The sequence below is a fragment of the Leuconostoc falkenbergense genome (assembly GCF_045801155.1).
GTDB classification, from domain to species: domain Bacteria; phylum Bacillota; class Bacilli; order Lactobacillales; family Lactobacillaceae; genus Leuconostoc; species Leuconostoc falkenbergense.
In genome coordinates this window covers 1-20,000 of the sequence record NZ_CP174386.1, presented here as the reverse complement: position 1 = coordinate 20,000, position 20,000 = coordinate 1, and the positions used below count along the sequence as shown (strand labels likewise).

Genomic DNA, 20,000 nt, shown 5'->3' with positions numbered 1-20,000 from the left:
CGATTCCGACTTCATGTAGTCGAGTTGCAGACTACAATCCGAACTGAGACGTACTTTAAGAGATTAGCTCACCCTCGCGGGTTGGCAACTCGTTGTATACGCCATTGTAGCACGTGTGTAGCCCAGGTCATAAGGGGCATGATGATCTGACGTCGTCCCCGCCTTCCTCCGGTTTGTCACCGGCAGTCTCGCTAGAGTGCCCATCTGAATGCTGGCAACTAACAATAAGGGTTGCGCTCGTTGCGGGACTTAACCCAACATCTCACGACACGAGCTGACGACGACCATGCACCACCTGTCACTTTGTCTCCGAAGAGAACACTTCTATCTCTAAAAGCTTCAAAGGATGTCAAGACCTGGTAAGGTTCTTCGCGTTGCTTCGAATTAAACCACATGCTCCACCGCTTGTGCGGGTCCCCGTCAATTCCTTTGAGTTTCAACCTTGCGGTCGTACTCCCCAGGCGGAACACTTAATGCGTTAGCTTCGGCACTAAGAGGCGGAAACCTCCTAACACCTAGTGTTCATCGTTTACGGTGTGGACTACCAGGGTATCTAATCCTGTTTGCTACCCACACTTTCGAGCCTCAACGTCAGTTACAGTCCAGTAAGCCGCCTTCGCCACTGGTGTTCTTCCATATATCTACGCATTCCACCGCTACACATGGAGTTCCACTTACCTCTACTGCACTCAAGTTAACCAGTTTCCAATGCCATTCCGGAGTTGAGCTCCGGGCTTTCACATCAGACTTAATCAACCGTCTGCGCTCGCTTTACGCCCAATAAATCCGGATAACGCTCGGGACATACGTATTACCGCGGCTGCTGGCACGTATTTAGCCGTCCCTTTCTGGTATGGTACCGTCAAACTAAAATCATTCCCTATTCTAGCTGTTCTTCCCATACAACAGTGCTTTACGACCCGAAAGCCTTCATCACACACGCGGCGTTGCTCCATCAGGCTTTCGCCCATTGTGGAAGATTCCCTACTGCAGCCTCCCGTAGGAGTTTGGGCCGTGTCTCAGTCCCAATGTGGCCGATCAGTCTCTCAACTCGGCTATGCATCATTGTCTTGGTAGGCCTTTACCCCACCAACTAACTAATGCACCGCGGATCCATCTCTAGGTGACGCCAAAGCGCCTTTTAACTTCGTATCATGCGACACTAAGTTTCATTCGGTATTAGCATCTGTTTCCAAATGTTATCCCCAGCCTTGAGGCAGGTTGTCCACGTGTTACTCACCCGTTCGCCACTCACTTGAAAGGTGCAAGCACCTTTCGCTGTGCGTTCGACTTGCATGTATTAGGCACGCCGCCAGCGTTCATCCTGAGCCAGGATCAAACTCTCAATTTGAAAATTTGAAGATTGCTCTTCGATTAAACTGACGATTATTTCGCTATATTCTCTATAACGCTAATCCGTTTATTGTTTGTTACGAATTGACTTCGCAAATTTGTTTTTGTTACCTAAGTAACAGCCACAGATTCGTTTGTTCAAAGTTTTGTTCAGTTTTCAATGTGCTACTTATTGCCCCTTGAGACAACTATATTATCTTATCACCTTGTTCTTGTCTTGTCAACTACTTTCTTCGTTGACTTGCTCAAACTCTCGGCTCGTTGCCTCTTGGACAACTATTAAAACTATACGCTCTTTTTTTCCTTTGTCAATACCTTTTTTCTGTTTTATTCAATTATTTTTTCAACAGGCTTATTACTGCCTAAAAATAGGCAATTGACTAATTCGCTCAGCAGCTGCTATCAAACGTTCCGCTTCAACCGTCAGGCCCACGCGAATGTACCCTTCGCCACCATCACCAAATCCAGATGCATCTGCAACAGCGACATTAGCCTCTTCCAGTAGCAGATCTGCAAACGTGCTTGACGTATAACCCTCAGGTACTGGCATTAATACATAAAAAGCGCCTTTAGGTACATAGGGTGTCCAACCAAATTTGGTCACTGCCGTAACAAATGCATCCCGTCGCTTCTCATATAAAGCAACTAAGTTCGAGACCGATTCTTGACGGGCTGTTTGATTTGCCAATGCTTCAATCGCTGCATCTTGTACCGCTGGAAACAGTGATACAAATAAATGGTCTTGAATCAGATTAAGCGCTTCAATCATCTCAGCATTACCAACCGCAAACCCAACACGCCAACCAGCCATATTAAAGGTTTTTGAAAATGTATATGTTTCAATTCCCACTGATTTAGCGCCTTTTGTTTGTAAAAATGACAGTGGTTTTTGACCGTCAAATCCAATAGCGCCATAGGCAAAGTCTGATACAATGCCAACTTGCTTTTCTTCAGCAAAAGCGACCGTATCAGTATAAAACTTGGCAGTTGCAACCGCCCCTGTCGGATTGTTTGGATAGTTTAAATAAAGAAACTTCGCCTTTTCAGCTGTTTTGTCATCAATATCATGATAGTCAATCAAAAAATCATTCTCTCGCTTAAGCGTAACTGATTCATATTTAACCCGTCCCAACGCTGCCCCTGACAAATAATCTGGGTATCCTGGATTAGGTAACAAGAGCAACTCTCCCGGATTCATTAACGCCCAAGGTAATTCAACTAAACCAATTTTTGATCCAGCTAAAATGGCCACTTCCGTGTACGGATCAATGGTTACACCATATTCATCATGATAAAACTGGGCAATCGCTTCCTTAAAACGCATTTCGCCACGAAAAAGCGAATACTTATGATCAGCTGGTTTTGCTGTTGAATCCTGCATCGCTTTGACAATATAATCCGGCGTGGGTTGATCTGGGTTACCTTGTCCCAAATTGATGACATCATACCCTGCCGCAATTTTTGCGTTTACTTTTGCCACTAATGAGGCAAAAAATTGTTTTGGAAGTGTTTTTAGTAAGTCAGATTCTTCAAAATGCATTTTCTTTACCTCGCTTAACGGTATAATTCAGGACGGCGGTCGCTAAAAACCGGTATCTGGCCACGGATTGCTGTTTCATCGGCAATATCTATGTCAGCTGTGACTAACATCTCATCAGCATCCGTGCCTTGTGCTACAATGTTGCCCAATGGGTCAATTACTAGTGAACGACCACCAAAGGTGTTGTCTCGGTCACTACCAACACGATTTGCAGCAACGACAAACGCTTGATTTTCAATTGCGCGTGCTTGTAATAAAATTTGCCACTGCGCAATACGTTGTATCGGCCATTCTGCTGACACATACAAAATTGCTTGTGGGCCACTTGACATCATGGTCCGTAACCATTCTGGAAAACGAATATCGTAACAAATCACACCAGCTGACAGGACACCTGCCAATTCGAATGTATTCGGTTGGCTACCTGCAGCAATATATTTTTCTTCGTTCATTAAGCCAAATAAATGCGCCTTATCATAACGTGCAACCTGTTGACCTAACTGATTAAAAACAAACATTGTATTAAAAAATTGCCCATCACGCATTGTTGCAACCGAACCACCAACAATATTGAGTTGATATGTTTTGGCTAATCTGGCTAATAACTGACGACTCCGTTCGCCATCATTGTCTGCTAATTGCGGCAAATCAGTCAGTGCATAACCAGTGTTCCACATTTCAGGGTAAATTAAAATATCTGCCCCTGCCTCAGAAGCTTTTTGAGCGTATTGTGCCACGGTTTGTTTATTTACCTCAGGTTGTCCTAAAGCAATATTCATTTGTGCAATAGCAACTTTTAATGTCATAACAGCTCATTTCTCAGTGATAGTTAGATTAAGGAAACTTAGGATATTGATCAAAATCTGGATCGCGCTTTTCTTTAAATGAATCACGACCCTCTTTTGCTTCATCTGTGGTGTAGTACAACATTGTTGCATCCCCAGCAAATTGTTGCAAGCCAGCTAAACCATCCGTATCTGCGTTCATAGCCGCTTTAATAAAGCGTAGGGCAGTTGGTGATTTTGTCAACATTTCATCAGCCCATTCAATTGTCGCTGTTTCAACTTCTGCCAAAGGGACAACACGATTAATCCAGTTCATTTGATAGGCTTCTTGCGCAGAATAAAAATGGTTCAAAAACCATACTTCCTTTGCACGCTTATGACCAATAACACGTGCCAAATAACCCGAACCATAGCCAGCATCAAATGAGCCAACCATCGGCCCAGTTTGTCCAAATTTCGCATTGTCAGCGGCAATTGTAAGATCCGCAACTAACTGCAAAATATTACCGCCACCAACAGACCACCCTTTGACCATAGCAATAATTGGTTTTGGAATAATTCGCATGAGACGTTGCAAATCAAGCACGTTAAGACGTGGAATACCATCAGCTCCAACATAACCACCATTGCCACGCACTTTTTGATTACCACCAGAAGAAAACGCCTGATCGCCAGCTCCTGTCAAGATTATAACGCCTATTTCAGCGTTGTCACGAGCTAATGTAAAGGCATCAATCATATCTGAAACCATGCCAGGTGTAAACGCATTATGGGTTGACACATCATTCATTGTGATTTTGGCAATTTTACCAGGGTTCTTACCATCTGTGTTTTTTTCAAACAAGATTTCGTCGTATGTTTTGATAGCTTTCCAAGTTGTCATTTGTTATACTCCATTCAGAAGGGAAATTAGTTATATGAATATTATAGAACTTTTAGGCCTAAAAACCACATTATTAGCTGCAGAAAAAACAATTGTTGAAGTTGATGTTACTGATAAGCTGATGCAACCCTTTGGCATTGTTCATGGCGGTATCAACGCCCTATTAGCCGAAACAGCCGCCTCATTAGGCGCTAATGAAGCTAATGACGACAGTCAGATACCTGTTGGTGTTGATATCCAAGTTGCGCATTTAAAGGCCGTCTCGCAAGGTCATTTAATTGCAACAGCCACGCCACTATCAGTTGGTCGTACGTTGCAAGTATGGGATGTTAAGATTCGTGAAAGTATCAAAAATGAGCTAACCAGTACAGCCACTGTAACACTGATCAATAAATCCCGACCTGTTTAAAAAGTCAGTTGTATTTGACCTATGCTAGAAATTTTCCAGTCCAGGTCAAAAACAACTGACTTTTTATTTAGTGAACCATTGCGCTAATTTATTGACTTTAGGTTGGCGAGCAGCAATTTCAGCCTCACGGGCCAGTTCTTCATCAGTCAATGTTTCATAAGGTAACATCTCTAAGCGCTCATATTTTGGCCGATTCACAACCAGACGGGCAATATAGTTTGGGGCAATTGGATTGCCTAACGAGCGTACACCATCAATCGTTCGTGTAATGGCCCAATCAGCAATACCGGGATCAAGTTGCACATCATCAGTGATAATTGCTGTACTACCTTTAATCATTTGCTGGTAATACAAGGCCGCATAGCTGGAAATTGGGCCGTACCCGACAAATTCAATATTACGAGCATGTACGTCACGGCGTGCATTTTTAAAGGCAGTTAGTAGGCTTTCTTGCCGATAAAAGCCAGCTTGCAAATGGTCGCTTGTGACAAATAAAACCCCTTGCTGTGTCACTTTGATTTTGTCTGTCATATAATCAGTTACTGCCGCTTCCGGCTCTGAAAAAATAACACGCAATGTTTTACTGACAATCTTGGCCGGCTTTTGTAAGTTTGTATACACACCGGGCGCAATTTCTTGATCATTTTCACTTAGAATTCCCGTCATCTTTTCTCTAAGTAAGAAATCGTGAAAAACAAAATTGCCTGTACCTGCAGATACCAAATCAACGGTATAAAAATGATACTGATCTGGTACTTCAATCGTCAACTGTTCCGCATTTTTACTAAATGTCTTAATGACCTGAAATTGTTCATCAAAAAAAGTGATGCTTAGATAGGCAAACATGCGCTCACTCATGTCAATATGGCGGATTACTTCATAAGTTTTTCCTTGCTGTAATCGTGGTAAATCCGCAATCGGTTTGTCATTTAAATCATGACGTTGTGACTGCCAGCGAGCGATAACATGGCCACTTGGCAAAAAATAGTGTTCATAGAACACATCATTCAATGCTCGAAAATCAACTGTTGCCCCTTGTAGTGCCAGTAATTGTGTTTGCGGTTGCCAATAAATTTGATATTGCATTATTCGTCCTCCGCTAGCCGATTGTCTCGCAATTGCGTCAACTGTGTCATCATAAAGTCAACCATTTCATCAATCTTTTCATTATGATAACCCGCTTCAACCTGATGCGTTAATAAGGCATGGTGTGTGTCAAGATAATCAAGTAATTCAGGTAAACTGTCGCCATCATAATTATCCTGTGCCATCGTCAGTAACGCTACTGTTGTAGTTGACCAGTCCACAGTGCTAATATGTCGCCAAAGCTTCTGATTCAGAGATTCAGTATCATTTGGTCGCACATATCCTGTCAAGTGACGTCGAACATCTAATGTCCAGTCTTGATTGTATTGATGAGCAAATTCTGCATCAGCAGTTAATGTGCCTAAATTGATAATTGGTTTAGCTAATACTAGTGCACCGGGTTTAATGTCCCCAGCATAATACATCGCTGGGTAACTTCCCATTGAATATCCTGTCAAAATGACATCTTGTGATGTTAAATTAAGTTCCGCCATCGCGCGTTTAATGATGTCAATCACTGTTTGTTCATAGGCTGGCGACCCGACATCAAATGCACCACCTTGCATACGAGCATCTGTAAACAACAAATACGGAACACCTAATTGATTAAAAGCTGATGCCATCTCAAAACCATCGACATGTAATCGTGCCCCTGAAAAGTTGACCACTAATGGTTTAGGCAACGTCCCTGGATTGAAATAAGATAATACTTCCTCATCCTCAGATGTTAATTGCCACTGACCACCTGGCAATAAATGTCCCAAACCGTGACGAGAACGACGCTGGTGAACAACATGAAGCGTTAACTGTCCTTTGCCACTGCCTAAAACAATTATTTGATAACTGTCATAATCAGCAGGCGCTTGGACCTGCGTCATCCGCCGCAGAGCATCCCCTTTAATCATGTCTTGCGTTAAAATGTCACCATCGCGATAAAAGATGAATAGCAAAGCAGCAGCAGCTGTATCCGTTTGACGATAATCTAGCCAAATTTCGTTCGTTTGATTAGCAATGAAATCTGTTTTAAGTGTCTGTAATGTTCCAATTTGTTGCCATTCTGAGCCAAAATCACCTTCGAAGCGCGCCAAAAAACGACCCATACGACTAAAATGAATGCCACTTGGTACTGTTGGTAAAAACTGTGTTTCACTAAAACGCGTTGCAAATCCTTGCTGCCCAAGATAAAGGTCAGTCAAAATGCGTTTTGACACACGCTCTGGTGTTGTTTCACTAATCGCAAAGGCGCGTCGCTCGCTTAATATTGTTTGAAATTCAGGGGCAATCTGCGTTGCAAAATAAATCACCCGAAACGCTGGCCACTCCTGAATTTGACTAGATAATAAAGAACTTTCTAACACATCATCGGTCAACACAACATAAGTTTGTTCTAGGATATAAGGGTCCTTTTGTGTCGCTAAAAAAGTAGGCAAATCAAAAATAGACGTGTAGTGCCAGTCTAATGGTGCAGTAATTTCTGGCGTCCAATCAATGGCGCCAATTTGTAAAATAGATGTTGTCATATATGCCCCGTTATGATTTCACTTTATTAAAAATCTGTTGCCACTTTATCCAAAGCATTTCACTATTTGTCTCTTTAGCCAGTTCACGCGCTGCACGTTGTGTTTGATTAAACTTATCTTGATCATTCAAATACATGGGTAACACGTCCTGTAAGTCAGTTATGGCTGCCAACTGTTGCCCGTTTTCTTGTGGTAGTAAATAAGCTGTTGCCACTAAATTAATTTGTGGTACTGAAAATGTCAGTGCCAAAGACTGTAAAAATTGGTCCGGCTGTTCATCAAGGTCAACTAATACACGTGCCTGTGCCATTAACTGTTGTCGCTTTGTTTCATTTTGACGTGTCACGATTTGGAAGCGTACTTTGAAAGCTGCTTGGCTGTCATCATCAATCAAACCATGTTCATTCTTAGCAGACAGGCTAGCCTGCTCCAGCATAGCTTGAATTTCTGGATATGGCATCGTTGATTCAAAAATAATCACTGTATTAAGATCATTTTGTAATATGTTAATGAGTTCTGACACAACCACTTTTTGGTCTGCCAACGCCATTGATTTAGTGGCCCAATAAATGGTTTTAATGGGATGTGTCATATCATTGGACACTACCTCAACCTTGTTATCAGTTGGAAACGCAGGAATAGTGCTAATATTGGCATGATTTGGCAACTGTTGTGACAAATGTTCTTGATCAGCAAGTGTTTGAACAACATTGAAGCTGACTTTATCGTTTTCTCCAGATTCAATGGCTTGCCAATCATTAGCCGGCCAACTCATGATGACCGACTGGTCAAGCGACCAATCTTGGATGATTTCACGATTCAACTCACCACTAGCCATAATCACATTGCCCAAATCTGGTATCGTGCTTAGATGTGATTTCAAAACAGCTTTAACCAAACTGTTTATATTATCAAATTGGGTTTGTGTCGTCCAATTTTGTTGCGTTGTGACTTGCCCTGTTAAGCAATCTTCTTGAATGGCAACCTGCCCGCTGGGTGTCAAATAATCTCGACGTACTAGATCATCTTGCTCAAATGTCAGTACTTGTGACACAAAACCACGATCGTCAAGAACCAAGCGTTGTATGAGATGATCAGCTTCATACAAATCAATATGATCAAGCGCTGCATCCGTTTTGGGCGTCAAATAAATGGTCGCATAATGTTGCTGATTGACAGTCACTAATATTTGCCCTTTCAGTCTGACAAATAAGGCCCCTGTCGGCCAGCTTAAATCTGCTAATACTAAAGGTAATTGTGCTTTTAAATCAATATGTTGTAATTGATCAAAAGCTGACCAAACATTGGCTGATTCCAGTTGTGCGTCGGCCAACAATAGTCGTAACTGTGGTAAAAAATCAAGTACAACTAATTCAACTGTCTGTCCTTGTGACAAAAATAATTGTGCTTGATAGCGACTGTCATTAAATTGTGGCACGACAGCATTTGCATGATGCCAGTCCGGAATAATATGAATTTTCAATCTTTTTACCTACCCATCAACCATGTACTTAAAAACTGCGGCAACTTCTACCGCTACACTCTTTCCATTATATCAGGTTTCTAAAATGAACTTCATTGCGCCTTTTTAACAAATTATAAGCAATTATGACCGATATGACGTATTATTTTTTAAGTGATTATTATTGATATTTTGTTCATTTTTAATTCATTAATTTTATTGTTATGATTATATATGTGCAATTTTATGAATAGAGGTGTCGTTTTAATGGCTCAAGCACTGATTGCCTTGCTGTTCCAACCAACTTTTTCACCATGCCATGTCATTGATATTTTATTAATTTTGATGGGGCTTATTTGGCTCTCTAGTGAAGTAAAATTTTTATTAGTTTTTCTACTTATTTTTCTTGTAGTTGCATTTTTTCGTCACCGTCAATTACTATCGCAACAGCAGCACGAAATATCAATTACATACGATTATACACAATCCTTAGAAAAGGCAAATGAGGATTTCCGTTACTTCAAGCACGACTATCAAAATGTATTAGCAAGTTTAGCTTTCGCTATTCAAAATGGTAATTTACAAGAAGTTTCATGTGCCTATGAAACATTAGTATCAAGTAGCTTAACGACATTACCTAATCAAAAATCTCTCAACATTCATTTAATCGGCGACCCAAATCTACGCAGTTTATTACTAGTTAAACATCGACTAGCTACTGATACTGGTGTCACATTTTCAATAGATCTGCTAACGAGTTGTGATAGTCAAATCAGCCTAAACCTGTATCGCACAATTGCCATTCTGCTCGATAATGCTATTGAAGCGGCCGAGAAAACACAAGAAAAATTAGTTTGCTTAACCTTGCAACCATTAAATAACTTACACGTCATTCAAATTACCAACAGCATTGACCAACCATTCGCAACCAATCATCTGACCAAATCAGGATTTTCCAGCAAACAAGGCCACAGTGGGATTGGCTTAACATTTGTAAAACATTATGTTAATCATCAACCTGATGTTTCATTGCGAACAACGCTCAGCCACGACACTTTTACACAAACACTCACTTTTGGAGCAACCAATGAATTTTTACGTACTTGAAGATGACCCAATTGGTCAGCAACGAATTCAGCATTATTTGCCAACCAGTTTTATAACTGATTCACCAACAAAACTACTTGCGGCTCTAGCAGCTGACACTCATCCAAAAATTGTTTTACTTGATTTAGAAATTAAAGGGCTCCTACACGCTGGTATTAATACAGCGAAAATGATTCGACAAACCGATTGTGTTTCTCCCATCATCATTATTACGACTCATGATGAATTATCATTACAAACTTTCCAATCACATATTAGTGCACTCGATTTCATTCAAAAAGCACAACCTGAAGCACAATTTGGTAAAAAGTTACAACATGCTGTCCAAATGGCCTATCAACGATTAAATCAATTTGACCTTAAAATGCCAGTCTGGCTGACAATTCACAATGGCGCACACACTGAAACTTTTGATTTGAATACAATTTCTCATGTGAGTAGTAACAATGGACGTCATTATATCAATGTTCATCAATCAAACACGACGACTCAAATACGCAATACAATCAAACAAATCAGCCAATCTCACGATAAATTTCTTCAAATTCACGCTTCATTTTGTGTCAATCACGATTTTATTCAACAATATCGCCTAAAAGACAAAACGCTATTGTTAACCACAGGTGATTTATTACCTGTTTCACGACGTTTCAAGCATAATTTGTCGTATCTTCAATCATGATAAAAAAGAGTATCTCAATTAATATTGAGATACTCTTTTTAAATATTATTCTGAATCATCTTGTGCACGATCTAATAATTGTGAGACTTGGTCAATTTGTTGATTATCAAGTGGTGCATTGTCAGATGTTTCACGTGAAACATCTTCATCTGCTACTTCTTCTTGCTGATCAACTTTTGCCAAAGTTGCAACTTGTGCCTCATCTTCAAGCCTTATCAAACGAACACCAAGTGTTGCACGACCAGTTTGACTAACTGAATCTACGCTAAATCGTATCATCACCCCTTGGGTAGTCGTCACCATAATGTCTTCTTGCCCATTGACAATTATCATACCTGCCAATGGCCCATTTTTCTCTGTAATATTAGCCGTTTTGATACCTTTACCACCACGACCTTTAATTGGATACTCACTGACCGGCGTTTGTTTACCATAACCTTTTTCAGTAATAACCAACACGTTGTCATTGTCGTGTAAGACATCAGAGCCAATTACCCAGTCACCTTCACGCAAACGAATACCACGAACACCAGCAGCGGAACGACCCATAACGCGAACATCCGCCTCCGCAAAACTAACTGAATAGCCATTGTGCGTTGCAATGATAATATTTTGTGTCCCATCAGTAATTTCAACGGATAGCACTTCATCATCATCATGTAACGTAACAGCTTTTAGACCATTAGTACGAATATTTGAAAATTCGCTCACTGCCGTACGCTTGACAACACCTAAGCGTGTAACGAAGAATAGATAGTCTTTACTTTCACTGGCCTCACCACGAACGTTGACCACTGTTTGAATTTTTTCATCTTTTTCAAAATTCAAAAGATTCACAACGGGAATTCCTTTGGCTTGGCGCCCATACTCAGGCACTTCATAGCCCTTCATACGATAGACTTTCCCTTTGTTGGTAAAGAACAACAGTGTATCATGTGTTGATGTTGCAACCATTTGATCGACGAAATCTTCATCATGGACGTTCATGCCTTGCACGCCACGACCACCACGATTTTGTGCCTTAAATTCAGCAGTTGGTACACGCTTGATATAGCCACTATCCGTCAATGTTACAATGACATCTTCTTCTTCAATGAGATCCTCATCTTCAATGCTCATCACATCGCCGACTTGTAGTTCGGTACGTCGCGCATCACCAAATTTAGTCTGAATTTCTAATAACTCATCATAAATGATTTGATCCACACGCTCTTCGTGTGCCAAAATATCCTTCAAATCAGCAATTAATGCGACAAGTTTTTGATATTCATCCTCAATTTTGTCGCGTTCCAAACCAGTCAGACGAACCAAACGCATATCCAAAATGGCCTGTGCTTGTTTGTCAGATAATGAATAATCAGCAATTAACCGTGTTTTCGCGATTTCAGAAGTAGCTGACGCACGGATAATACTGATAATGGCATCAATATGATCCAAAGCAATGCGCAAACCTTCTAAAATATGAGCACGTGCTTGCGCTTTTTGCAAATCAAAGGCAGTACGGCGACGAATAACTTCACGCTGATGCGCTAAATAAGCAACAAGAATTTCCTTCAAACTCATTGTTTTTGGTGCGCCATGATCAATCGCTAGCATATTAAAACTAAAGCTAGTCTGCAATAATGTTTGCTTGTACAAATTATTTAAAATAACGCTGGCTGAGGCATCGCGACGGACGTCAATAGAAATTCTCAGTCCTTCACGGTCTGATTCATCTCGAATGCCGGTGATGCCATCAATTTTCTTCTCACGGGCTAGTTCAGAAATGCGCTCAATCAAACGTGCTTTGTTGACTGCGTACGGCAATTCAGTCACAATAATTTGTTCTTTACCGTTTTTTGTTGGCTCAATGTCGACTTTAGCACGAACAGTTACAGTACCGCGGCCTGTTTCATAGGCACGACGAATACCAGACTTTCCCATAACAATGCCGCCTGTTGGAAAATCAGGTCCGGGCAATGCCTCCATCAAATCTGCAGTCGTTGCTTCAGGCTTTTTCATCAAAATATGAAGTGCCGAAATAACTTCCCCAAGATTATGAGTCGGAATATTGGTGGTCATACCGACCGCGATACCAGTAGCGCCGTTAACCAATAAATTAGGGAAACGTGCCGGCAAGACTTCAGGCTCACGCTCTTCACCATCATAGTTAGGCACAAAGTCAACCGTATCTTTATTCAGATCTCGGACCATTTCCATGGCAACTTTACTTAAGCGTGCTTCGGTATAACGCATAGCAGCAGCGCCATCCCCATCAACAGAGCCGAAGTTACCATGCCCATCAATCAACATGTGTCGATATGAGAATGGTTGTGCCATACGAACCATTGATTCATAAATAGCTGAATCACCGTGCGGATGGTACTTACCCATGACATCACCGACGATACGCGCTGATTTTTTGTGTGGTTTATCTGGCGTGTTACCTTGTTCAATCATCGAATATAAAATACGACGGTGAACCGGCTTCATGCCATCACGAACATCTGGTAAAGCACGCGCCACGATAACTGACATGGCGTATGACAAGAATGATGTTTTCATTTGTTCTGACAAATTCGCGTTTTTAATGCGACTATCATTTGATTCAGACATGCTGCTTAACTCCTTGTAAGTATTTTGAATGATTTTACATTACGTAAATCATCTGGATGGCAATTATTAAATATCCAAGTTCTCAACAAAGACCGCATTGTCTTCAATAAACTTACGACGTGGCGGTACATCCCCACCCATTAACATATCAATAACTGCTTCGGCTTCCTCAGCATCAGTTGGGTCAACTCGTAACAAACGACGGTTCTGCGGATCCATGGTTGTATCTGCTAGTTGATCATAATCCATTTCCCCAAGTCCCTTATAACGTTGAACTTTTGGTTTAATATTGGATGGTAATTGTGACAAATAGTCTTCAAGTTCTTCATCAGAATCAATGTACGTCATTGATTTATTATTACCTAAGGCAACACCATAAAGCGGTGGCTGCGCAATATAAATATAGCCTGCGTCAACAAGTGGTCGCATATAGCGATAAAATAGCGTTAACAATAGTGTTCGAATATGGGCACCATCGACATCGGCATCTGTCATAATAATGACTTTGTGGTAATTGGCTTTTTCAACATTAAAGTCATCACCAAATCCAGTCCCCATTGCTGTAAACAATGAGCGAATTTCTTCGTTGGCCAACACACGATCCAATGAGGCTTTCCCAACATTTAAAATTTTGCCTCGAATTGGCAAAATAGCTTGCGTCAAACGGTTACGTCCTTGCTTAGCCGAACCACCGGCTGAATCACCCTCAACAATAAATAATTCTGAAATTTCAGGATCATTTGAGGTATTATCAGCTAGTTTACCTGGCAAATTACCAATTTCCAAACCAGATTGTTTGCGTGTCATTTCGCGTGCACGCTTGGCAGCTAATCTTGCTTTTTGGGCTAAGACACCTTTTTCGACAATTTGCTTGGCAACTGCTGGATTTTCCATCATGAAACGGCTAAACGTTTCTGAGAACATCCGGTCCGTTGCTTGACGTGCATCGGAGTTACCTAATTTAGTTTTGGTTTGTCCTTCAAATTGTGGATCTGGATGCTTGATTGACACGATAGCAGTCATGCCTTCGCGCACATCTTCCCCTGTCAAACTTTCTGCATTATCTTTGAGCTGACCATTTTTGCGAGCGTAATCATTGATCACACGTGTTAAGGCTGTCTTAAAACCAGTCTCGTGCGTCCCACCTTCATAGGTATTGATATTGTTAGTAAACGTCCGCAGATTGTCTTTAATATCGGTAGTGTACTGTAAGGCAGCTTCCACCACAATGCCATTTTCTTCACCCTCAACATAGACAGGTTCAGGGAAAATAGCAGTCTTGTCCTTATTCAAATAACTGACGTATTCTTTGATACCGCCTTCAAAATGGAAGCTTTCAGAAACGGCTTCTTCAGGTCGATTATCTGTGATTGAAATGCGCAAACCTTTATTCAAAAACGCCAATTCCCGCACACGTGTTAGTAATGTGTTGTAGTTATAAACTGTTGTTTCACGGAAAATATCTGCATCTGGCTTAAAATGAACAATTGTGCCACGCTCAATAGTGGGCTTTTCAGTCAATTGCTTCATCGGTGTGTTGACGCGTCCCACTTTGAAGTCCATGTAATAAACAGTATTATCACGAACAACTCTAACGTCCAAATCCGTTGACAAAGCATTGACAACAGAAGCTCCAACACCGTGTAAACCACCAGATACTTTATAACCGCCACCGCCAAATTTACCACCGGCGTGTAATACCGTAAAGACAGTTTCAAGGGCTGGCTTACCCGTTTTAGTTTGAATGTCGACAGGAATACCACGGCCATCATCGGTTACCGTGATTGAATTATCTTTTTCGATTGTGACGGTAATGTGTGAGGCAAAACCTGCTAATGCTTCATCAATCCCGTTATCAACAATTTCCCATACCAAATGGTGCAAGCCTTGCGCTGTGGTCGTACCAATGTACATGCCAGGGCGTTTGCGGACAGCTTCCAGTCCTTCCAAAACTTGAATTTGATCAGCATTGTAAGCACCTGCTGCAGCATGAACAGTACTTGCTTGACGAATCTCGGCATCATCTGTCACGATGCCATCAATGTTCTCCAATGCTTCATTTTCGATATTCTCTGCCATATTATTAGCGTGTGAACAGATATAATCTGCGAACACATTCTCCTTTTCAATTTTCCGTTTCTAAGGTTATTTCACCATGTTTCACGTGAAACACTTTAGGCGTGTGAATCAGTTGTCGTGCCACATCAGTTAACGATGGCGCCGTGATAAAAGTTTGCACTTTATCTTGGATTGCCAACAAAAGATGGGTTTGCCGATTCGCATCAAGTTCACTGAGTACGTCATCAAGCAATAATACGGGGTATTCCCCAGTTTCTTGTTGCATTAAATCAATTTCAGCTAACTTGACTGCCAATGCCGTGGTTCGTTGTTGCCCCTGCGAGCCAAAGACAGCAACATCATTGTCATTGACAATAAATTGTAAATCATCGCGATGTGGTCCTAAGAGTGTTGACCCCATCATAATTTCACGAGCCCGTTGTTTCAGTAGCGCCGCTTCAAAGGCCGCTGTAACACCAGCCAAATCATCCTTTTCATCAAAATTAACTGAACTATTATAAACAAGATGCAACGTTTCTCTTTGATCTGATATTTCAGCATGAATTGGTTGCGCAGCTTGTTCTAATTTCTTTAAAAATGACTCACGTGCTAGTAAAATTTGCGCCCCAACATTGACAAGTTGTTCTGACAAAACATCTAAAAAGACGGTGTCTGTTGTTTGTTTCAGTTGCAAACGTTTTAAATAAGCATTTCGCTCTTTTAAAATGCGCTTATACTGTGTCGTATTATACAGATAAAGCGGGTTCATCTGACCAAATTCCATGTCAATAAATCGGCGACGAACACTTGGCGCGCCCTTTACTAACTCCAAATCTTCAGGTGCAAACAAAATCACATTGAGTTGCCCAATGTATTGTGAAAGCTTGCTTTGTTCTAAATGATTAACGCGCGCTTTTTTACCTTTATTTGAAAAGTTTAATGAGAGTGGCGTGTCACTAATGGCGCGCTTCACGCGACCACTAATGGTTGCTTCCTTTTCAGACCACTGAATCAAGTCTTTGTCACTACTGGTTCGATGCGATCGTGCCAAAGCCAGAACATAGATACTTTCTAGTAAATTTGTTTTGCCTTGCGCATTTTCACCTAAAAACACATTGACACCATCACTAAATTCAAGTGTCAAATCACCGTAATTACGATAGTTTTTAAGCGTTAGCGACTCGAGTTCCATGAAGATGGTCCCTTTGGATTATTGCGTTTTGGTCGACCAAATCCGCCCGAACGTGTTTGATTTTTTCGGCGCATATCTGCAAAGCGAGCTTCCTTACGTGCCTTGGCTGCAGCCGCTTTCTGCGCTTTGATACGATCATCTCGAATGGTTTTTTTAGCATTGACTGCACGCGCTGCTTTTTGTGCGTCAGCCTCAGCGATTAGTTCGTCGACATTTTCAGCCAACTCAATGAAATAACGCTCACCTTCAATCTCGATTTCATCATGATCGTAGAGCTTTTTACCACGTCGATTTTCTGGTTCTCCGTTAAGCAAAACCGGATGATCCATCAAGTAGTATTTGGCTTGACCACCCGAAGAAATGATATTTTCTTCTTTTAGGAGTTGCGTCAACGTGATAAATTCAGTTGTTATATGTACGGTTGTTGTCAAAGTGGCGCACGCTTTCTTCACAGTAGTTACATCTAGTATTATACCATTTCTTAAGGTCAAAGTCTTAAAAAAACGGTCTAAAATTGCATATAAGCGATTTTAGACCGTTTGTGGGTAGTTGGTTTATTCTGAGTTAAACGGTTAATTTTAAGTTTTTAAGGGTTATTTGACTATATCCGATTAAAATGTTCGGACAGGTGTAATTAGTTGCAGTTGTTTGTTGTCAGTTTCACCAGCAGGTGTCAAAGTAAAGGGACGCAAATTACTTGTAAACTTCACATCAACACTTTTACCATTGAAAACACGTAACGCGTCACGGACATAATCAGGGTTAAATGAAATATCTAAATCATCCCCATCAATTGTCTGTGCGCCTAACTCTTCTTTGACTTGCCCTACTTCTTGAGAATTGCCAGTCAAAACAGCTGCACCATTTTTCAGCGATAGTTGGACAACGTTGTTACGACTTTCGTGACTCAGCAAACTAGCACGATCAATAGCGCCTAATAATGCACTGGCTTCAATCGTAATAGCTGTTGTACTTTCTGTTGGAATCAAACGGTCTGTTTCCGGATAATTCCCCTCTAGTAAGCGCGTGTAGAATGTTGTGTGTCCCAAGTCAAATACAGCCTGATTTGCCGCTAATTTAATATCGACACGATCTTGACCTTCTAATAGTGATTGTAGCTCATTAAAAGCCTTAGCCGGAATAATCACATCGGCATCAACATCAGCATCAGCATCTGTACCTGTTAATGTCACGATTCGTTGTGACAAACGGTGAGAGTCGGTTGTCACTGCTTTTACACTATTCCCAGTCAGTTGTAAATGAATACCTGTTAAAATTGGTCGACTTTCTTGTGTTGAAGCTGATATTTTTGTTTGGGAAATAATATCGACTAATTGCGCTGCTGAAACACTCAAACTTTGAACGTCTTCCATTTCAGGTAATTGTGGATAGTTTTGAACATCTTGACCATTAATTGTAAAGGCTGAAGCACCTGATGTGATAGCTGCTCGAAGGCCATCAATGGCTAGTGTCATATTGTCAGCAGGCAACCGTTTAACGATATTTGTGAAAAAAGTTGCTGGCAATGTAATGCCACCGGGTTGTGTAATGACGAGTTGTGCACTTGTATCTGATTGTGGAATCGTTGTTTCAATTGAAATATCTGCATTAGATCCAGTGAGAATCAGTTCCTCATCATTTAAAACTAATTTGATATTTGTCAAAATAGGAATCGTTGTCCGTGATGAAATAGCACGAGACACATCATTTAAGGCTTTAATAAATGCTTGTCGATTAATTGTAAATTGCATAAATAGGCTCCTTTTTACTTAACACCAATATACCAGCAATATGTTCTTAATAAAGATAAAAGATCTAGTAGTAATAATAAGGGGTGTGGAAGTTGTGGAAAACTGGGATGTGAATAAAGACATGTAAGCAATTAGTTGTTCACAAACCTGTTGGAAAACTTTGTCACTTATTACCAGTTATACACACGGCCTCTCGCCTCTCCTATTGCCACTATATCACGATAAGTGTGCTATTTGCCGTTTTTAATTTCGTCTGTTAGCGCATCAAGCATTTCTTTTGTGCGTGGATCACTTTCTGACTTTTCGGTAATTTTTGTGGTGGCATGTAACACACTAGAATGATCGCGGCCACCAAACGCGCGGCCAATATCTGGCAAACTTTCGTTAGTTAATGTTCGCGTGAGATACATGGCAACGTGTCGGGCTGTGACCAAATCCTTCTTGCGACTTGAACTTTTGAGGTCATCAATCGTTTGCATGTAGTAATCGGCTACCACTTGCTGTATTCTTTCGACTGTAATTTTGAACCCTTGATTAATGTTCAGGTCCCCTAAGATTTGTTGTGCCGTTTCCTTGGTTGCTGGCTTGTTCATATAGCGTAGACTGGCTTCAAATTTATGAAAGGCCCCTTCCAAACTTCGAACGTTGGAGTCAATCTTTTCAGCAATTAATTCCAATACATCATTTGGAATTGTCAGGCCATCTGATTCAGACAAATTTTGCAAAATGGCAACACGCGTTGGTAAATCAGGCTTTTGAATGTCCATCATAATACCCGCTTCAAATCGTGATGTTAATCGCGTTTGCAAATCGACTATTTCCGTTGGTAACTTATCGGAAGTCATAACGATTTGTTTACCATTTTTGGTGAGGACATTGAAAGTATTGAAGAATTCTTCTTGAACCTTCTCTTTTCCTGACCAGAATTGAATATCATCGACTAATAATAAATCAACAGAACGATATTCTTGTTTAAAAGCGGCAGTTGCCCCATCACCAGCTCGCAAAGATTCGGTGAAATCATTCAAGAAATCTTCAGCCGTGGCATATTTGATGTGTGCTGACGGCGTGGAAGTGGCATAAGCGTTACCAATGGCTTGCATCAAGTGAGTCTTCCCTAGTCCAACACCACCGTAAATCAAATAAGGATTGTAGACTTGTCCCGGTTCATCAGCTACTGCGCGCGCCACAGCGTAGGCATTTTCATTACCTGAACCAATGACGAATTTTTCAAATGTAAAGTCGGGATTTAAATCGGATTCCCGTGTAAACGGCAAGTTGTCAAGCGTTGGTGCAGCAGCTGTCGTTTTTGGTTGGGCAATTTGAAGGTCTGGCTTGATAAAGCCATCAGCAATGGTCATGGCAAATTGCACAAAATCCATTGAGTACTCGCGGTCCCACTGATCAATGATATCTTGCGCCATGTCGCTTGGGACAGATAGCGTCAAACTAGTATCTTCTAGCGTTATGGGTTTGAGTGGTTCTATATAGGTAGAAAAAGTCACACGACCGAGTTTTGTGAAAAATTCAGCTTGGACTTTAGACCACAATTCTTCTTTTGTGATTGGTTTAGTCAC

Annotated in this window: 15 protein-coding genes and 1 rRNA gene (1 of these 16 running past the window's edge); 3 read left to right on the top strand and 13 right to left on the bottom strand. The window is 41.1% G+C overall.

Translation table 11 applies throughout. The features are described from left to right. The 4 genes from ACI3ES_RS00080 to menB form a co-directional block, all read right to left on the bottom strand. Nucleotides 1-1,351, bottom strand: a 16S ribosomal RNA gene (locus ACI3ES_RS00080) (it extends 200 nt beyond the left edge of the window). Between the two features lie 357 nt (nt 1,352-1,708). Then, nucleotides 1,709-2,893, bottom strand: a complete 1,185-nt coding sequence (locus tag ACI3ES_RS00075; RefSeq protein WP_114667648.1) for a pyridoxal phosphate-dependent aminotransferase — start codon at nt 2,891-2,893, stop codon at nt 1,709-1,711. A gap of 14 nt (nt 2,894-2,907) precedes the next feature. Further along, nucleotides 2,908-3,699, bottom strand: a complete 792-nt coding sequence (locus tag ACI3ES_RS00070) for a carbon-nitrogen family hydrolase (RefSeq protein WP_114667647.1) — start codon at nt 3,697-3,699, stop codon at nt 2,908-2,910. A gap of 28 nt (nt 3,700-3,727) precedes the next feature. Beyond that, on the bottom strand, nt 3,728-4,561 hold the full coding sequence (gene menB, locus ACI3ES_RS00065) for a 1,4-dihydroxy-2-naphthoyl-CoA synthase (RefSeq protein WP_004910708.1): 834 nt from the start codon (nt 4,559-4,561) through the stop codon (nt 3,728-3,730). A 34-nt stretch (nt 4,562-4,595) separates the two neighbouring features. Here menB and ACI3ES_RS00060 point away from each other — a divergent pair, with 34 nt between their 5' ends. Continuing rightward, nucleotides 4,596-4,970: a PaaI family thioesterase gene (locus ACI3ES_RS00060; protein ID WP_010275891.1), complete on the top strand. Its 375-nt coding sequence runs from the start codon at nt 4,596-4,598 to the stop codon at nt 4,968-4,970. A gap of 63 nt (nt 4,971-5,033) precedes the next feature. Here ACI3ES_RS00060 and asp3 read toward each other — a convergent pair whose 3' ends face one another. Genes asp3 through asp1 form a run of 3 tightly spaced genes read right to left on the bottom strand, consistent with a single transcriptional unit; the run spans nt 5,034 to nt 9,059 of the window. Next, nucleotides 5,034-6,056 carry an accessory Sec system protein Asp3 gene (asp3, locus tag ACI3ES_RS00055; RefSeq protein ID WP_114667646.1) on the bottom strand — a complete coding sequence of 341 codons (1,023 nt, stop codon included), beginning with the start codon at nt 6,054-6,056 and terminating at the stop codon, nt 5,034-5,036. After that, nucleotides 6,056-7,576: an accessory Sec system protein Asp2 gene (asp2, locus tag ACI3ES_RS00050; RefSeq protein ID WP_114667645.1), complete on the bottom strand. Its 1,521-nt coding sequence runs from the start codon at nt 7,574-7,576 to the stop codon at nt 6,056-6,058. Before asp2 ends, asp3 begins: the two co-directional genes overlap by 1 nt. A gap of 10 nt (nt 7,577-7,586) precedes the next feature. Continuing rightward, on the bottom strand, nt 7,587-9,059 hold the full coding sequence (gene asp1 / locus ACI3ES_RS00045; protein WP_114667644.1) for an accessory Sec system protein Asp1: 1,473 nt from the start codon (nt 9,057-9,059) through the stop codon (nt 7,587-7,589). Between the two features lie 246 nt (nt 9,060-9,305). Here asp1 and ACI3ES_RS00040 point away from each other — a divergent pair, with 246 nt between their 5' ends. Both ACI3ES_RS00040 and ACI3ES_RS00035 read left to right on the top strand, forming a co-directional pair. Next, the gene (locus ACI3ES_RS00040) at nt 9,306-10,145 is read left to right on the top strand and encodes a GHKL domain-containing protein (protein WP_004910717.1); all 840 of its coding nucleotides are present in this window, start codon (nt 9,306-9,308) and stop codon (nt 10,143-10,145) included. Continuing rightward, entirely contained in the window at nt 10,126-10,827 is a 702-nt protein-coding gene (locus tag ACI3ES_RS00035) for a LytTR family DNA-binding domain-containing protein (RefSeq protein ID WP_114667643.1), read from the top strand. Before ACI3ES_RS00040 ends, ACI3ES_RS00035 begins: the two co-directional genes overlap by 20 nt. A gap of 45 nt (nt 10,828-10,872) precedes the next feature. On the opposite strand, the gene gyrA is transcribed toward ACI3ES_RS00035, so the two are convergent. The 6 genes from gyrA to dnaA form a co-directional block, all read right to left on the bottom strand. Continuing rightward, nucleotides 10,873-13,422: a DNA gyrase subunit A gene (gene gyrA, locus ACI3ES_RS00030; RefSeq protein WP_188353983.1), complete on the bottom strand. Its 2,550-nt coding sequence runs from the start codon at nt 13,420-13,422 to the stop codon at nt 10,873-10,875. 66 nt (nt 13,423-13,488) lie between these two features. Continuing rightward, the gene (gene gyrB, locus ACI3ES_RS00025) at nt 13,489-15,501 is read right to left on the bottom strand and encodes a DNA topoisomerase (ATP-hydrolyzing) subunit B (protein ID WP_114667649.1); all 2,013 of its coding nucleotides are present in this window, start codon (nt 15,499-15,501) and stop codon (nt 13,489-13,491) included. A gap of 46 nt (nt 15,502-15,547) precedes the next feature. Further along, nucleotides 15,548-16,672, bottom strand: a complete 1,125-nt coding sequence (recF, locus tag ACI3ES_RS00020; RefSeq protein WP_114667641.1) for a DNA replication/repair protein RecF — start codon at nt 16,670-16,672, stop codon at nt 15,548-15,550. Then, a complete protein-coding gene (gene yaaA / locus ACI3ES_RS00015) occupies nt 16,654-17,103 on the bottom strand; it encodes a S4 domain-containing protein YaaA (RefSeq protein ID WP_407632060.1) in 450 nt (149 codons plus the stop codon). The genes recF and yaaA overlap by 19 nt, the downstream gene beginning before the upstream one ends. A 180-nt stretch (nt 17,104-17,283) precedes the next feature. After that, nucleotides 17,284-18,423, bottom strand: coding sequence for a DNA polymerase III subunit beta (dnaN, locus tag ACI3ES_RS00010; protein ID WP_114667640.1), 1,140 nt, complete (start codon nt 18,421-18,423; stop codon nt 17,284-17,286). 230 nt (nt 18,424-18,653) lie between these two features. Beyond that, the gene (dnaA, locus tag ACI3ES_RS00005; protein WP_114667639.1) at nt 18,654-20,000 is read right to left on the bottom strand and encodes a chromosomal replication initiator protein DnaA; all 1,347 of its coding nucleotides are present in this window, start codon (nt 19,998-20,000) and stop codon (nt 18,654-18,656) included.

Coding starts and splice junctions, on each gene's coding strand:
- ACI3ES_RS00075 (WP_114667648.1), bottom strand. CDS start 2,893: ATGCATTTTGAAGAATCTGACTTACTAAAAACACTTCCAAAACAATTT.
- ACI3ES_RS00035 (WP_114667643.1), top strand. CDS start 10,126: ATGAATTTTTACGTACTTGAAGATGACCCAATTGGTCAGCAACGAATT.
- ACI3ES_RS00070 (WP_114667647.1), bottom strand. CDS start 3,699: ATGACATTAAAAGTTGCTATTGCACAAATGAATATTGCTTTAGGACAA.
- gyrB (WP_114667649.1), bottom strand. CDS start 15,501: ATGGCAGAGAATATCGAAAATGAAGCATTGGAGAACATTGATGGCATC.
- dnaN (WP_114667640.1), bottom strand. CDS start 18,423: ATGCAATTTACAATTAATCGACAAGCATTTATTAAAGCCTTAAATGAT.
- asp3 (WP_114667646.1), bottom strand. CDS start 6,056: ATGCAATATCAAATTTATTGGCAACCGCAAACACAATTACTGGCACTA.
- menB (WP_004910708.1), bottom strand. CDS start 4,561: ATGACAACTTGGAAAGCTATCAAAACATACGACGAAATCTTGTTTGAA.
- ACI3ES_RS00040 (WP_004910717.1), top strand. CDS start 9,306: ATGGCTCAAGCACTGATTGCCTTGCTGTTCCAACCAACTTTTTCACCA.
- asp2 (WP_114667645.1), bottom strand. CDS start 7,576: ATGACAACATCTATTTTACAAATTGGCGCCATTGATTGGACGCCAGAA.
- gyrA (WP_188353983.1), bottom strand. CDS start 13,422: ATGTCTGAATCAAATGATAGTCGCATTAAAAACGCGAATTTGTCAGAA.
- recF (WP_114667641.1), bottom strand. CDS start 16,672: ATGGAACTCGAGTCGCTAACGCTTAAAAACTATCGTAATTACGGTGAT.
- ACI3ES_RS00060 (WP_010275891.1), top strand. CDS start 4,596: ATGAATATTATAGAACTTTTAGGCCTAAAAACCACATTATTAGCTGCA.